The organism is Leifsonia soli (assembly GCF_013408745.1).
GTDB classification, from domain to species: domain Bacteria; phylum Actinomycetota; class Actinomycetes; order Actinomycetales; family Microbacteriaceae; genus Leifsonia; species Leifsonia soli.
Window position 1 is genome coordinate 479,022 of the sequence record NZ_JACCBJ010000001.1, and the last position, 14,397, is coordinate 493,418.

General features: G+C 72.7%; 13 protein-coding genes. 3 read left to right on the forward strand and 10 right to left on the reverse strand.

Annotated features, from left to right (window positions below; genetic code table 11):
* Positions 1–18: 18 nt before the first annotated feature.
* The 9 genes from BJ963_RS02355 to BJ963_RS02395 form a co-directional block, all read right to left on the reverse strand.
* Positions 19–1,101, reverse strand: a complete 1,083-nt coding sequence (locus BJ963_RS02355; RefSeq protein ID WP_179454332.1) for an ABC transporter ATP-binding protein — start codon at positions 1,099–1,101, stop codon at positions 19–21.
* A complete protein-coding gene (locus BJ963_RS02360) occupies positions 1,098–1,913 on the reverse strand; it encodes an ABC transporter permease (protein ID WP_179454334.1) in 816 nt (271 codons plus the stop codon). The genes BJ963_RS02355 and BJ963_RS02360 overlap by 4 nt, the downstream gene beginning before the upstream one ends.
* Positions 1,914–1,932: 19 nt before the next feature.
* Positions 1,933–2,763, reverse strand: a complete 831-nt coding sequence (modA, locus tag BJ963_RS02365) for a molybdate ABC transporter substrate-binding protein (protein ID WP_179454336.1) — start codon at positions 2,761–2,763, stop codon at positions 1,933–1,935.
* A complete protein-coding gene (locus BJ963_RS02370) occupies positions 2,760–3,164 on the reverse strand; it encodes a TOBE domain-containing protein (protein WP_179454338.1) in 405 nt (134 codons plus the stop codon). Before BJ963_RS02370 ends, modA begins: the two co-directional genes overlap by 4 nt.
* 35 nt (positions 3,165–3,199) lie before the next feature.
* Positions 3,200–3,613 carry a molybdenum cofactor biosynthesis protein MoaE gene (locus BJ963_RS02375; protein WP_179454340.1) on the reverse strand — a complete coding sequence of 138 codons (414 nt, stop codon included), beginning with the start codon at positions 3,611–3,613 and terminating at the stop codon, positions 3,200–3,202.
* On the reverse strand, positions 3,610–4,632 hold the full coding sequence (gene moaCB, locus BJ963_RS02380; protein WP_179454342.1) for a bifunctional molybdenum cofactor biosynthesis protein MoaC/MoaB: 1,023 nt from the start codon (positions 4,630–4,632) through the stop codon (positions 3,610–3,612). Before moaCB ends, BJ963_RS02375 begins: the two co-directional genes overlap by 4 nt.
* Complete coding sequence (locus BJ963_RS02385) at positions 4,629–5,858, reverse strand: molybdopterin molybdotransferase MoeA (RefSeq protein WP_179454344.1); 1,230 nt, start codon at positions 5,856–5,858, stop codon at positions 4,629–4,631. Before BJ963_RS02385 ends, moaCB begins: the two co-directional genes overlap by 4 nt.
* 90 nt (positions 5,859–5,948) lie before the next feature.
* Positions 5,949–7,079 (reverse strand): ThiF family adenylyltransferase, encoded by a 1,131-nt coding sequence (locus BJ963_RS02390; protein WP_179454346.1) that lies wholly within the window; start codon positions 7,077–7,079, stop codon positions 5,949–5,951.
* 42 nt (positions 7,080–7,121) lie between these two features.
* On the reverse strand, positions 7,122–8,648 hold the full coding sequence (locus BJ963_RS02395) for a molybdopterin-dependent oxidoreductase (RefSeq protein WP_179454348.1): 1,527 nt from the start codon (positions 8,646–8,648) through the stop codon (positions 7,122–7,124).
* A gap of 72 nt (positions 8,649–8,720) precedes the next feature.
* Between BJ963_RS02395 and BJ963_RS02400 the strand changes: the two genes are divergently transcribed.
* The 3 genes from BJ963_RS02400 (at position 8,721) to BJ963_RS02410 (ending at position 13,026) form a co-directional block, all read left to right on the forward strand.
* Positions 8,721–11,324 carry a DEAD/DEAH box helicase gene (locus tag BJ963_RS02400; protein ID WP_179454350.1) on the forward strand — a complete coding sequence of 868 codons (2,604 nt, stop codon included), beginning with the start codon at positions 8,721–8,723 and terminating at the stop codon, positions 11,322–11,324.
* A 158-nt stretch (positions 11,325–11,482) separates the two neighbouring features.
* Positions 11,483–12,697 (forward strand): inorganic phosphate transporter, encoded by a 1,215-nt coding sequence (locus tag BJ963_RS02405; protein ID WP_089912388.1) that lies wholly within the window; start codon positions 11,483–11,485, stop codon positions 12,695–12,697.
* Positions 12,694–13,026: a peptidase gene (locus tag BJ963_RS02410; RefSeq protein ID WP_089912386.1), complete on the forward strand. Its 333-nt coding sequence runs from the start codon at positions 12,694–12,696 to the stop codon at positions 13,024–13,026. Before BJ963_RS02405 ends, BJ963_RS02410 begins: the two co-directional genes overlap by 4 nt.
* Positions 13,027–13,048: 22 nt before the next feature.
* Here the strand turns inward: BJ963_RS02410 and BJ963_RS02415 are convergent, their stop codons facing one another.
* The gene (locus BJ963_RS02415; RefSeq protein WP_179454352.1) at positions 13,049–14,326 is read right to left on the reverse strand and encodes a uracil-xanthine permease family protein; all 1,278 of its coding nucleotides are present in this window, start codon (positions 14,324–14,326) and stop codon (positions 13,049–13,051) included.
* Positions 14,327–14,397: the final 71 nt, after the last annotated feature.

A 14,397-nucleotide genomic window follows, 5' to 3' on the forward strand; every position in this document is an offset into this window, starting at 1 on the left:
GCGGACTCGACGGTGGGGTCAGGCGGGGTAGACGGTCACGGCGGAGGGCGGGACGTCGAGGGTCACGCGGTCGCCGATGCGCAGGCGGAGGTCGGCCACGTCGGCGGGCGGCACCAGCGCGTCGAGGCGGTCGGTGCGGACCCGGACGAGGTCGGCCTGCGGCTCGAGGCCGGTGACGATCGCGGGGATGCGGTCGGGGCGGTCCGCGTCCGTGACGCGCTCGGGGCGGTCCGCGTCCGTGACGCGGGTCGACCCTGCGCCCGCCAGCACACGAACGGCGGACGGGCGCACCGCCGCCAGCGCCGGAGCACCCACCGGAACGGCCGCGACGGCGGTGGCGCGCAGCCGCATCCCGTCGCCCGTCTCGATGCCCTCGGCCGTCCGGGCGCCCGTCAGCAGCGTCAGCCCGGAGAGCTCGGCGGTGAAGGGATGCCGTGGCCGCTCGAGCACCTGCCGCATCGGTCCCTGCTCCACCACGCGGCCCGCGTGCATGACCGCGACGCGGTCGGCGAGGAGGTACGCGTCCAGCGCGTCGTGGGTGACGAGGACCGTCGTGCGTCCGGCCAGCACGCCGGCCAGCGTTCCCCTGAGTTCGGCGGCGACCCCCACATCCAGCGCCGACAGCGGCTCGTCGAGCAGCAGCAGCCGGGGCTCAGCGGCGAGCGCCCGCGCGACGGCGGCCCGCTGCGCCTGCCCCCCGGAGAGCTCGGAAGGGCGCCGGTCGGCGAACTCCGCGGTGGCCGTCCTCCGCATCCACTCGTCCGCCCGGTCCGCCGCCTCGGCGCGGGTGGCGCCCGCCGACCGCGGCCCGAAGGCCACGTTCTCGCGGACGCTGAGGTGCGGGAAGAGCAGTGCGTCCTGCGCGAGCAGCGCGACGCCGCGGAGGTGCGGCGGCCGCCAGTCTCGGGGGAGGTCGAACAGGGTCTCGTCGCCGAGCGTCGCCCGGCCGTCGTCCGGGCGGAGCAGGCCGGCCAGCATGCCGAGCACCGTCGACTTCCCCGCGCCGTTGGGGCCGAGCAGAGCGAGGGTCTCGCCGTCGGCGACGGAGAGCTCGACGGCGACGTCCCGTGCCGCGAGCGACGCGGCCAGCCGGAGGCTCATGCCGTCCGCTGCCGGGCGTCGGCGTCGGTGCCCGCCCGCCGCGGGCGGAGGCCCTCGCCGGCTCCGTGGGCGACGGCCACGACGGCGATCGCGACGGCCACCAGGACGAGCGAGAGCGCGACGGCCGCATCCGGATCGGTCTCGCGCTGCAGGTAGATCTCCAGCGGCAGCGTTCTGGTCACCCCCTGCAGGCTGCCGGCGAAGGTCAGGGTCGCGCCGAACTCGCCGAGCGCCCGCGCGAACGACAGGATCGACCCGGAGACGATCGCCGGCAGCACCAGCGGCAGCGTCACCCGGAACAGGACGGTGGACGGCCGGGCGCCGAGCGTCGCCGCCACCGCCTCGTAGCGCTCGCCGGCCGAGCGCAGTGCGCCCTCCAGGCTCAGCACGAGGAAGGGGAGCGCGACGAACGTCTGCGCGATCACCACGGCGGGCGTCGAGAAGGCGACATCGATGGCGCCGCCGAGCAGGCCGCGGCGGCCGTACAGCGCGAGCAGCGCCAGGCCGCCGACGACCGGCGGCAGCACGAGCGGCAGCAGGACGACGGCGCGCACGACGCGGCGCCCGGCGAACGGCACCCGGGCGAGCACGACCGCCATCGGGACGCCGAGCACCAGGCAGCCGGCCGTGGCCAGCAGCGATGTCCGCAGGCTGAGGAGCAGCGCATCCACCGACGACGGCGACGTGATGAGCGGGAGGAAGTGCGCCCAGTCGACGCGCGCGGCCATCGCGACCAGCGGGAGCACGATGAACAGGCCGCCGAGGGCGGCGACCACCACGATCCACCGCGGAACGCCCAGCCGCGCGCTCATCGCGTCGGCACCTCCGCGGTCACGGTGCCCCGAATCCGGCGGCGGAGAGCACCCGGCGCCCCTCGGGTCCGGTGACGAAGGCGACGAACGCCTTCGCCCCCGGGGCGTTCGGTGCGTGCGCCACCGCGGTGATCGGGTAGACGTTGACCGTCTTCGCCGCCTCCGGGAACGGCACGGACCCCACGGCCGAGCCTGCGCCCTTCACGTCGGTGGCGTAGACGATCCCGGCGTCCGCCTCTCCCGAGGTCACCTTGCCGAGGACGTCCGTCACCGAGGACTCCTGGCTCACCGGCGTCAGGGTCACGCCGGCCGATGCCTCGACCTTCGCGGTGGCGGCGCCGCACGGCACCTGGGGCGCACAGACCACCGTCTTGACGCCGGGGGAGGCGAGGTCGGCGAAGCCGGTGATGTGAGCCGGATTGCCGCGCGGCACGGCGATGGCGAGCACGTTCGTGGCGAAGTCGACGGGGGAGCCGCTGACGACCTGCGCATCCACCGCCTTGGCCATGTTCGCCTCGTCGGCCGAGGCGAACACGTCCGCCGGGGCGCCCGCGGCCAGCTGCGAGACCAGGTCGGAGGAGCCGGCGAACGAGAAGGTCACGGTCGTTCCGGGATGCGCCGCCTCGAACCGCCTGCCGAGCTCGGTGAACGTCTTCGTGAGCGAGGCGGCGGCGAAGACGGTCACGGTGCCGGTCACATCCGCGGACGAAGGCGTGGAGGACGGGAGGGATGCGGCAGGGCCGCTGCAGCCGGAGAGGGCCAGGAGGGCGGCGGTCAGGGCGGCGGCGGTCACCGCCGTCACGCGGGCGCGGCGGTCGCGACGCGCGGAGCGGGGCGGGAGCGCCGTCATCGGGCGACCGCCGGAGCCTCGACGATGACATTCGTCGCCTTGATGACGGCCACCGCGACCGATCCGGGTTCGAGGCCCAGCTCGCGCAGCGCTTCGCTGCTGATGAGCGAGACGACCCGGTGCGGGCCGCACTGCAGCTCGACCTGGGCCATCACGCGGTCCATCACGATGCCGGTGACGAGCCCGACGAAGCGGTTGCGCGCCGAGCCCGCGACGCCCGAGGGGTCGCCCGGCAGCACGGCGTTCTGCTTGGCGAGCTGCGCGAGCTCCAGGCCGTCGACGACCGTGCGGCCCGACTCGTCCTTCGCGCTTCCGAGCACGCCTCCGTCGATCCAGCGGCGCACGGTGTCGTCGCTCACACCGAGGTAGAGCGCGGCGTCTTTGATCCGAATCTGCGGCATGGATCTCATCCTATGACCGCAGATGCGGAAGCGGGCTACAGGCCGACCCACTCCGAATCGCCGTCGGTGAAGTGCTGACGCTTCCAAATGGGCACGCGGGCCTTGATGATCTCGACCAGTTCGGCGCAGGCGGCGAAGGCCTCGGCCCGGTGCGGGGCGGCGACCGCGGCGATCAGCGCGAGGTCGCCGATGGTGAGCGACCCGACGCGATGCTGCGCGGCGACCCGCAGTCCCGTGGTCCGCGCGACCTCCTCGCAACATTCGCGGAGGAACGTCTCCGCCTCAGGATGCGCGCGGTAGTCGAGCGAGACGACGCCCTTTCCGCCGTCGTGGTCGCGCACGATGCCCTGGAACGACACGACGGCACCGGCGTCGGAACGCCACACGAACTCGTCGACGGTCGAGGGGTCGAGGGGGTCGCCCGTGACGGCGGCCAGGATGTCGCTCATCCGTGATCCCCTCCCCGCAGCTGGTCGAGCAGGTGAGGAAGCAGGTCGTCCAGCACCGCGAGCCCGTCGGAGACTCCGCCGCGCGAGCCGGGCAGGTTGACGACGAGCGTGGACCCCGCGACGCCGACGACCCCGCGGCTGAGCGCGGCGAGCGGGGTGGCGGCCGCTCCGCGCGCGCGGAGCGCCTCGGCGACGCCGGGCAGCTGCCGGTCGAGCAGGGCCGCGGTCGCCTCCGGCGTCCGGTCGGTGGGGGAGACCCCGGTTCCGCCCGTCGTGATGACCACGCGCGGGCGCTCTGCGACCGCTTGGCGCAGGGCCGCATCCACGTCGGCGTCCGCGACGACGCGCACGTCGGCGGGCAGCCGGCGCTCGGCCAGCCAGGCGGAGATCGCCGGCCCGGTGGTGTCCTCGGAGACTCCGGCTGCGGCCCGGGTGGAGGCGACGAGCACGATGGCCGGTGCGGTGGCGGCGGGTGGAGCGGCGGCCGGTGCGGTGGCGGCCGGTGCGGTGGATGCGGGAGCGCCGGGTGCGTCCGCCGCCTCGCCGTCGCGCCTCCACTCGCCGCGCTTTCCGCCGCTCTTGGCGACCAGCCGGATGTCGGTGAGGGTGGCGGCCGGATCCACCGCCTTCACCATGTCGTGCAGGGTGAGTCCGGCGACCGCGACGGCCGTGAGCGCCTCCATCTCGACGCCCGTCCGCCCGCGCGTCCGGGCGACGACCTCGATGTCGATCGCTCCTGCCTCGGGGTCGAGCTCGAAGTCGACCCGGACGCTGTTCAGCGGCAGGGGGTGGCAGAGCGGGATGAGCTCGCTCGTGCGCTTCGCGCCGCCGATGCCCGCGATGCGCGCGGTGGCCAGCACATCCGCCTTGGGGAGGTCGTCGGCGGCCACCAGACGGATGACCTCCGGCGTCGTCAGGAACCGGCCGCGGGCCACCGCCTCACGGTCCGTCTCCGGCTTGCCGCCGACATCGACCATGCGGGCGCGGCCGTCGGAATCGAGGTGGGTGAGCTGCGTCATAGTGTCCAGACTGTCACGGCCGCGCCGGCGTCGAGCGCGTCGGCCTCGGCGGGCACATCGATGAGCACGTCGGCGCGGGCCATGCCGGCGACCAGGTGCGAGGACGGCCCGGAGACCGGCGACACCGCCCCCGAGGGGTCGAGACTGCCGCGGAGGAACTGCCGCTTTCCCGGCACCGACCGCAGGCCGTCGGCGAGCGTGGCCTCGACCGGGGGGACCGCGGGCAGTCCCGCCGCCGCGCGCAGCGGGTCGCGCAGGAACACGACGAACGACACCTGGGTGCTGACCGGGTTGCCCGGGAAGGCGAAGACCGGGACGCCGCCGACGACGGCCGTCGCCTGCGGGCCGCCGGGCTGCATGGCCACGGTGGTGACGTCGGCGCCGTGGGGGAGCAGCACCTCGCGGACGACCTCGTACGCTCCGCGCGAGATCCCGCCGGAGGTGATGACGAGGTCGCTGCGGTGGATGGCGTCCTCGAGGATGCGCTCGAACGCGGCAGGGTCGTCGTCGCTGCTGGCGCGCACCGACACGACGGCGCCCGCCTCCTCGACCAGCGCGGCGAGGGCGATGCCGTTCGCGTCGAACACCTGGCCGAACTCCGGGGTTCCGGACCCGACGAGCTCTGTGCCGGTCGTGAGCACCGCCACGCGCAGCCGTGCCCGCACCCGGACGTTCGCGATTCCCGCTGCGGCGAGCGCCGCGAGGTGCCGCGGGCCGAGCCGCGTGCCGGCCGGGACGAGCACATCCCCGCGGCGCACATCGCTGCCGCGTTCGCGGACGTACTCGCCGACGGCGCGCGACCGGCGGATCTCGACGATCGCCCCGGCCAGATCGTCGTCGCGGCCGAGCACCAGCTCCGTGTCCTCCACCGGCACGATGGTGTCGGCTCCGGACGGGACGGGCGCTCCCGTCATGATGCGCAGCGCGGTGCCGGCGATCAACGTCATGGGGCTGGTGTGCCCGGCCGGGATGTCGCCGGACACCTCGAGCGCGACGGGGACCGACCGGATGTCGGCCGCGCGCACCGCGTACCCGTCCATCTGGGAGTTGCGGAACAGCGGGAGGTCGACCTCCGATCGCACCTCGTCTGCCGTCACGCGGCTGAGGGCGGCCTCGAGCGGGACGGTCTCGGCGGCCGGCTCCTCGGAGAGCGGCGCGAGCATCCGCGCGATGAGGCCGGCGTGGTCGTCGACGCTGCGCGGGTTCGCGGAGGGGTCGCGTGTCATGCGTTCAGTATCCCCCGTCCGTCCGCCGCGGATTCGTGCCGAATGTGCGGTCAGGGTCGCCCTTTCCGCACATTCGTGCCGAATCGCGGGTCAGTAGCGCGGCATCCCGGGGTCGACGTCGCGCGCCCACGCGTCGATGCCGCCGGCGAGCACCAGCCCCGGCATCCCGGCCTCGGCGAGCAGCCGACGCGCGGTCTCGGCACGGATGCCGTGGTGGCAGACGATGACCAGGGGACCGTCAGGCAGGCGTCCCGCTACGCCGGCCGGGTCGCGCTCGACCACGCCGAGCGGCACCAGCAGCGAGCCGGGCAGCTCGACGATGTCGGCCTCCCACGGCTCCCGTACGTCGAGCAGCGTGTGCGGCTCGCCCGCCCCCAGCCGCGCGTGCAGCTCGGCGGGGGACATCGTGTCGGTCACACCGCAGAACAGGTCGTAGTCGATCAGCTCCGTGATCGGGGCGGCCTGCGGGTCGCGCTCGTAGGCGAGCTCGCGGAACGTCCCGCGCAGGCCGTCGTGGATGATGACCCGGCCGAGCAGCGGCTCACCCGTCCCTGTCGCCAGTTTGATGGCCTCGCTGACCATCAGCCCGCCGATGACACCGCACACCGACGGAAGCGCACCCGCCTCGGCGCAGCTGGCGACACTGCCCGGCGCGGGCGGCACCGGGAAGAGGTCGCGGTAGGTCGGCCCGTTCGCCGCCCAGCTGAGGCCCGCCTGGCCGCCGGTCTGGTGCACGGCGCCCCACACGACGGGGATGCCGGCGAGCGTCGCCGCGTCGTCCACCAGATACCGGGTCGGGAAGTTGTCGCTGCCGTCGAGCACCAGATCGAAACCGGCGAGGATGCCGGGGGCGTTCTGCGAGGTCAGCCGCTCGGCGTAGAGGCGCAGCTCGACCTCGTCGTCCAGCGCGCGCACGGCGTCGGCGGCGGAGTCCACCTTGGGCCGCCCGACGTCGCCGGGCGTGTGGATGGCCTGCCGCGGCAGGTTGCTCGGCTCCACCCGGTCGTCGTCGACGATCCCGATCGTTCCGAAGCCCGCCGAGGCGAGCAGCGGGAGCACCGCGGAGCCGAGACCCCCCGCGCCGACGACGAGCACGCGCGTGGCTCGGAGCCGGCGCTGGGCGACCGGCCCGAAGCCGGGCAGCTGCGCGGTGCGGGCGTAGCGGGCGGTCCGCTCGGGGGACAGCTCTGGGCCGGGTTCGACCAGGGGCGGGAGGGCCATGACCTCAGCCAATCACATCCCGGGCCGGCGTGGTCTCCGCTGTCACACCACGGTGACGCGCACGGTGTGCAACCCCGTCGCGCCGTCGGGGACGACGTCCCGCACGGCCGCCGTCTGCACCTTCCCGTTCGCGTCCGTCGCCCGCACCCGGAGGGTGTGCGCCCCGGGCGTCGCCTCCCACGCGAAGCGCCACTGCCGCCACGTGTCGGCGGAGATCGCGTCGGCGAGGGTCGCCTGCTGCCAGGGGCCGTCGTCCACCTTCACCTGCACAGCGCTGACGCCGACGTGCTGCGACCACGCCACCCCGGCGACCGCGACGGTCCCGGCCTTCACCTGCCGGCCCGCGGCGGGCACGTCGATCCGCGACGACAGCTTCACCGGCCCGCGCTCCGACCAGCCGCGCTCCGTCCAGTAGGCGGTGTGCCGGTCGAACCGGGTGACCTCGAGCGACACGACCCACTTCGTGGCCGACACGTAGCCGTACAGGCCCGGCACCACCATCCGCACCGGGTAGCCGTGCTCCAGGGGCAGCGGGCGGCCGTTCATCCCGACGGCGAGGATGGCGTTGCGCTCGTCGGTCAGCGCCTCGATCGGGGTGCTCGCGGTCCAGCCGTCCTGGCTGGTCGACAGCACCATGTCGGCGTCGGCCGACGGCTTCGCGCGGGCGAGAAGGTGCCGGATCGGGTAGCCGAGCCAGGTCGCGTTGCCGATCAGGTCGCCGCCGACCTCGTTGGAGACGCAGGTGAGCGTCGTCGTCGACTCCTCCAGCGGCAGCGCGAGGAGCTGGGAGAACGTCAGTTCGACCTCGTCCTCGACCATCCCGGTGATCCGCAGCTTCCAGTCGTCCGGCTGGATGCCGGGGATCTGCAGCGCGGTGTCGATCCGGTAGAAGTCGGCGTTCGACGTGATGATCGGGGAGAGCCCCGGGATGTCGAACGACGCCCCCGGCGGGACGGGCGGGGCCGTCCGCGCCGGAGCGGGCAGCCGGATCGCGGCCCGCGTGGCGGAGGCCGCCCGGAATCCGCCGGCGATCACCTGGCCGGTGATCAGCGCCACCGCTCCGCCCGCGGCGGTCGCGGCGGTCGAGCCGACGAACCGGCGGCGCGTGACCCGCCCGTTCGGCGCGACGCGGGTCGGCTCGGTGTCGCGCAGCATCCGGATCAGCCATCCGAGAAGCAGGATGGCGACCCCGGCCGCGAGCACCGACGGGAGCGCGTCCACGATGCTGTTTCCAGACCGCGTGACCGCTGCCAGCACGCCGACCGCGCCGCCGACCCCGATCAGGATGCGCCCCAGCGGCGGCCGCACGCGCTCCAGCCAGCCCGCGAAGCCTGCGCCGGCCACGACGACGACCGCCAGCGACACGATGAGGAACGCCTTGTCGCCGGTGCCGAACAGCCCGATGACGCCTTCCTTCAGCCAGGCGGGCGCCAGGTCGATGAGGAGCGCTCCGACCGTGAGGACCGGGCTGCCGTTCTGCACGACGACGGCGCTCACCAGCTCGGCGGCGCCCACGCCCGCGACGACGCTCGCGACACCGGCCCCGGCGGGCCGCCAGAAGTCGGACATGGAGTAAACCTAAGACCGCCGCCTGAGCGCGCGCCACGTGCGCGCGCCGCGACGTGGGAGGCTGGGGGCATCATGTCCGATGCCTCGCCGTCCTCCTCCGCACGCCAGAGCCCCCGGCGACTCCGCCTCGAGGACATCCCCGGGTGGGCGGGTCCGGGCTCCGTCACCGAGGACGCCGTGTACGACACGTTCGTCGCCTGGGTGGAGGAGAGCGGCATCCGGCTGTACCCGGCCCAGGACGAGTCGGTGATCGAGGTCGTGGGCGGCGCCAACCTCATCCTGAGCACACCCACAGGCACCGGCAAGTCGCTGGTGGCCGTCGGCGCCCACTTCGCCGCCCTCGCCCGCGGCGAGCGCACCTACTACACCGCGCCGATCAAGGCGCTGGTCTCGGAGAAGTTCTTCGCGCTCGCCGACATCTTCGGGGCCGAGAACGTCGGCATGACGACCGGCGACTCCGCGGTGAACCCGGATGCGCCCATCGTCTGCGCGACAGCGGAGATCCTGGCGAACCTCGCGCTCCGCCATGGGGACGAGACGCCGGTGGGGCAGGTCGTCATGGACGAGTTCCACTTCTACTCGGACCCCGACCGCGGCTGGGCCTGGCAGGTTCCGCTGCTGACCCTCCCGCACACGCAGTTCGTGCTGATGTCGGCCACCCTCGGCGACGTCACCGCTCTGGCCGACGACCTCGAGCGTCGCACCGGCCGCGCCACCGCGACCGTGACGGGCGTCGAGCGGCCCGTGCCGCTGCACTACTACTACGAGGTCACGCCCGTCCACGAGACGATCGAGGACCTGCTGAGCACCGGTCAGGCTCCTGTCTACGTCGTGCACTTCTCGCAGCTCGCGGCGCTCGAACGCGCGCAGTCGCTCTCCAGCGCGAAGATCGCGACGCGGGAGCAGCGGGATGCGATCGCCGCGCTGATCGGGGAGTTCCGCTTCACGACGAGCTTCGGCAAGACGCTGTCGCGCCTGCTGCGGCAGGGGATCGGCGTGCACCACGCGGGGATGCTGCCCAAGTACCGCCGGCTGGTCGAGCAGCTCGCCCAGCGGGGGATGCTGCGCGTCATCTGCGGGACGGACACGCTCGGCGTCGGCATCAACGTGCCCATCCGCACCGTGCTCCTCACGGCGCTCACGAAGTTCGACGGCACGCGGATGCGCCAGCTCAATGCGCGCGAATTCCACCAGATCGCCGGGCGGGCGGGCCGCGCCGGGTACGACACGGCCGGCACCGTGGCCGCTCAGGCTCCCGAGCACGAGTCCGAGAACCTCAAGGCGCTGGAGAAGGCCGGCGACGACCCGAAGAAGCGCCGCAAGATCGTGCGCAAGAAGGCGCCGGAGGGCTTCGTCTCGTGGGGGGAGCCGTCGTTCCGGCGCCTGATCGAGGCGGAGCCGGAGACGCTGACCTCCTCCATGCAGATCACCAGCGCCATGCTGATCAACGTCATCGGCCGCGGCGGCGACGTCTACGGGCACGTTCGAGCGCTGGTCTTCGACAACCACGAGCCGTGGAAGCGACAGCTCGCCCTGGCCCGGCGCGCGATCGAGCTCTACCGCTCCCTGCTGACCGCGGGCGTCGTCGAGGCGGTCAGGACCGCCGACGGCGTGGAGATCCGCCTCACGGTCGACCTGCAGCCCAATTTCGCCCTCAACCAGCCGCTCTCGCCGTTCGCGCTCGCCGCGTTCGAGCTGTTCGACCGGGAGTCGCCCTCGTACGCGCTCGACATCGTCTCCGTGGTGGAGGCGACGCTCGACGATCCCCGGCCGGTGCTCTCCGCCCAGCAGTTCCAGGCGCGCGGGGAGGCCGTCGCCGCCATGAAGGCCGACGGCTTGGAGTACGAGGAGCGGATGGAGGCGCTGGAGGAGGTGACGCATCCCAAGCCCCACGACGTGCTGCTGCACGAGGCGTTCGCGACCTACGCGTCGAGCCAGCCCTGGGTCGCCGACTTCGCGCTCAGCCCCAAGTCGGTGGTGCGCGACCTCTACGAGCGGGCGATGACGTTCGGCGAGTTCATCGCGTTCTACAAGCTCGCCCGGTCGGAGGGCGTCGTGCTCCGCTACCTCTCCGATGCCTACCGCGCGCTCAACCAGACCGTCCCGCTCGAGGCCCGCACCGAGGACCTGCGCGACATCGTCGAGTGGCTGGGCGAGCTGGTGCGCCAGGTCGACTCCAGCCTCCTGGACGAGTGGGAGGAGCTGGTGCACCCGGATGCCGCGAAGCACGCCGCCGAATCGGCCGAGCTGGCGCCTCCGGCCCCGCGGAACGTCACCACCAACCGCCGCGCGTTCTTCGTGCTGGTGCGCAACGAGCTGTTCCGCCGCATCCAGCTCGCCGCCCTCGATCGCGTGCCCGACCTCGGCGCGCTGGAGGTGGAGGCGGCCGCCCTCGCCGGCGGCGCTCCGCCGTTCACCGAGGCTCAGTGGGATGCGGCGCTCGAGGCCTACTACGCGGAGCACGACGAGATCCTCACCGATGCCTCCGCACGCTCGGCTCAGATGATCCTGGTCGACGACAAGCCCGAGGGAGCCGACGGGATCTGGCGGGTCCGCCAGATCATCGCCGACCCCGAGGGCGACTACGACTGGGGCATCACCGCGGACGTCCTGCTCGAGGACTCCGCACGCGAGGGTGTCGCGGTGATCCGGGTCACGGGAGTCGGGCGGTTCTAGCCCCGGGCACGGGACCGCGGCGGGTTTGACCTGGCCCAGGCGTCATGTGAGTATCGTCACGGTGTCGAAACGCGCCAGGTCCCTTGCATGAACCTCCGATGAACGTTCGCGTCTGATCGTTCGCGTCGGGGGAGGCATCCCACACGAGAAAGAGAACGGTGGACCTCACCCTCATCGTCGTGCTGGTCATCGCGCTGGCGCTCTTCTTCGACTTCACGAACGGCTTCCACGACACGGCCAACGCGATGGCGACCCCCATCGCCACCGGCGCCATGCGGCCGAAGGTCGCCGTGGCCCTCGCCGCCGTGCTGAACCTCATCGGAGCATTCCTCTCGACGGAGGTCGCCAAGACCATCTCCGGCGGCATCATCAAGGAGGGCGACGGCGGTGTGCAGATCACCCCGGTGCTCATCTTCGCCGGGCTCGTCGGGGCGATCGTCTGGAACATGGTCACCTGGCTGTACGGCCTCCCGTCGTCGTCCAGCCACGCACTGTTCGGCGGCCTGATCGGCGCTGCGATCGTCGGCGCCGGACTGCAATCGGTCGACTTCGTGGTGGTGCTCGACAAGGTCATCCTGCCGGCGATCATCGCCCCGTTCACGGCCGGTGTCGTCGCGTGGAGCGCCACCAGGCTGGCGTACTGGATCACCCGGCGCTACGACGGCCGGCCGGACGGTCGCGGCGGCTTCCGCTACGGGCAGATCTTCTCCTCCTCGCTCGTCGCCCTCTCGCACGGCACGAACGACGCGCAGAAGACCATGGGCGTGATCACCCTGACGCTCATCTCCGCCGGCCTCCAGCCGACCGGTTCCGGCCCGGAGATCTGGGTCGTCATCGCCTGTGCGCTCGCCATCGCGATCGGCACGTACTCGGGCGGATGGCGCATCATCCGCACCCTCGGTCGCGGGCTCACCGAGGTGAAGCCGGCGCAGGGATTCGCTGCGGAGACGAGCACGGCGGCCACCATCCTGGCCTCCAGCCACCTGGGCTTCGCGCTCTCGACCACGCAGGTCGCCTCCGGATCGGTGATCGGGTCCGGCCTCGGCCGCCGGGGATCGTCGGTGCGCTGGGGGACGGCGGGGCGGATCGCCATCGGCTGGCTGCTCACGCTGCCCTCCGCCGCGATCGTCGGCGCCGCGGCCGGGCTGCTCGCCAACCTCGGCCCCGTCGGCGTCGTCATCGACACCGTGGTCGGCACGGCGGTCGTCGTCTACATCTTCTGGCGCGCACGGCGCAACCGGGTGAGCAGTGAGAACGCCGTCAAGCCGCTGCCCGTGCAGGGCAAGAGCGAGGTCGCGGCGTCCGGCAAGGTCGTCAAGATCGAGAAGGTCAAGCCGCTCAAGAGGGATCGGCGCAGGAGGGAATCCGCATGATCGACTGGGCCTCCTTCGTCATCGTCTTCGGCGCCGCCCTCGTCGGCTCGTGCCTCGTCGTGGCGCTGTATGCGCTCGGGACCCGGCTGCTGGCCGCCGCGGGCCGCGCCCTGTTCGTCGAGCCGGTCGAGTTCACCGACGCGATCACGGTCCTCACCCCGGAGCGCGCTGCGAAGCTGCAGCGCAAGGCCGAGAAGGCCCAGAGGAAGAACCCGCTGAGTACCGGGCAGAAGCGGCTGGCGCTCACCGGCGCGTACGCGTGCTTCACCGGCTGCGGGCTGGCCGTCCTCTACGGGCTGTACCTGATCATCCCGTTCTTCCACCAGTAGGAGCGCCCGCCGGCGCCCTCTCTCAGTCCGTCCCGCGCAGCCGCGCGATCGAGGCCATCACGTGGTAGACGACGATCGCGGCGATGGCGCCGAGCGCGATCCCGTTGAAGGTCAGCTGGCCGAGGTTGAGGGTGAAGTCGCCGACGCCGATGATCAGCGCCGTCGCCGCCGTGAACTGGTTGACCGGCTTCGAGAAGTCGACCTTGTTGTCCAGCCAGATCTTGACGCCGATGATGCCGATGAGGCCGTACAGCGCCGTGGTGACTCCGCCGAGCACGCCGGCGGGGATGGTGTTGATCACGGCGCCGACCTTGGGGGAGAGGCCGAGCAGGACCGCCACGATGCCGGCGACCCAGTAGGCGGCGGTCGAGTAGACGCGCGTCGCGGCCATCACGCCGATGTTCTCGCCGTACGTCGTCGTCCCCGAACCGCCGAAGAAGCCGGCGATCGTCGTGGCGACGCCGTCCGCGAAGAGCGCACGGCCGGTGAGGCGGTTGACCGACGGGTCCGTCAGCTGCGCGACGCCCCGGATGTGCCCGACGTTCTCCGCGATCAGCACGAGCACGACCGGGAGGAATGCGGGCAGGATGCCCCAGGTCGCCGCGGGGGACGTGAACGGGTTGGCGGGCAGCGTGAACTGCGGGAAGCCGATCCAGGCCGCCTTCGCCACGGCGTCGAAGTTCACCTCGCCGACGATGACGGCGAACACGTACCCGACGGCGACGCCGAGGAAGATCGAGAGCCGCCCGAGCATCCCGCGGAACAGGACGGTGCACAGGATGACAGCCGCCAGCGTCACGAGGGCCGTGATGGGCGCCTGCACGAAGTTGTTCTTGGCCGCAGGCGCCAGGTTGAAGCCGATGAGGGCGACGATGGCGCCGGCGACCACCGGCGGCATGAGCCCGTCGATCCACCGCGTCCCGGTCGCCACGACGATGAGGCCGACGATCGCGAGCAGCACACCGGTGACGACGATCCCGAACAGCGCCGATGGCATCCCGTCGGCCTTGGTCGCCGCCACGATCGGCACGATGAACGCGAACGACGAGCCCAGGTAGCTGGGCAGGCGGTTGCCCGTGATGACCAGGAAGAGCAGCGTGCCGACGCCCGAGAACAGCAGCGTCGTCGCCGGAGGGAAGCCCGTGAGCAGCGGCACCAGGAACGTCGCGCCGAACATGGCGACGACGTGCTGGGCGCCGAGCCCGATCGTGCGCGGCCAGGTCAGTCGTTCGCCGGGGAGCACGATCTCGTGCGCGCCCACCTTCTTGCCGTCACCGTGCAGCGTCCAGGGCAGCGCCATGCGTGTCCTTCAGAGGTCTCGAGTCGGAATAGGCTTGGTGCTGCGCATTCGCGCACTACTCGACGAACCTG

Excerpts from the sequence above, each read along its gene's own strand:
- BJ963_RS02355 (WP_179454332.1), bottom strand. The coding sequence starts at position 1,101 with ATGAGCCTCCGGCTGGCCGCGTCGCTCGCGGCACGGGACGTCGCCGTC.
- BJ963_RS02360 (WP_179454334.1), bottom strand. The coding sequence starts at position 1,913 with ATGAGCGCGCGGCTGGGCGTTCCGCGGTGGATCGTGGTGGTCGCCGCC.
- modA (WP_179454336.1), bottom strand. The coding sequence starts at position 2,763 with ATGACGGCGCTCCCGCCCCGCTCCGCGCGTCGCGACCGCCGCGCCCGC.
- BJ963_RS02370 (WP_179454338.1), bottom strand. The coding sequence starts at position 3,164 with ATGCCGCAGATTCGGATCAAAGACGCCGCGCTCTACCTCGGTGTGAGC.
- BJ963_RS02375 (WP_179454340.1), bottom strand. The coding sequence starts at position 3,613 with ATGAGCGACATCCTGGCCGCCGTCACGGGCGACCCCCTCGACCCCTCG.
- moaCB (WP_179454342.1), bottom strand. The coding sequence starts at position 4,632 with ATGACGCAGCTCACCCACCTCGATTCCGACGGCCGCGCCCGCATGGTC.
- BJ963_RS02385 (WP_179454344.1), bottom strand. The coding sequence starts at position 5,858 with ATGACACGCGACCCCTCCGCGAACCCGCGCAGCGTCGACGACCACGCC.
- BJ963_RS02390 (WP_179454346.1), bottom strand. The coding sequence starts at position 7,079 with ATGGCCCTCCCGCCCCTGGTCGAACCCGGCCCAGAGCTGTCCCCCGAG.
- BJ963_RS02395 (WP_179454348.1), bottom strand. The coding sequence starts at position 8,648 with ATGTCCGACTTCTGGCGGCCCGCCGGGGCCGGTGTCGCGAGCGTCGTC.
- BJ963_RS02400 (WP_179454350.1), top strand. The coding sequence starts at position 8,721 with ATGTCCGATGCCTCGCCGTCCTCCTCCGCACGCCAGAGCCCCCGGCGA.
- BJ963_RS02410 (WP_089912386.1), top strand. The coding sequence starts at position 12,694 with ATGATCGACTGGGCCTCCTTCGTCATCGTCTTCGGCGCCGCCCTCGTC.
- BJ963_RS02415 (WP_179454352.1), bottom strand. The coding sequence starts at position 14,326 with ATGGCGCTGCCCTGGACGCTGCACGGTGACGGCAAGAAGGTGGGCGCG.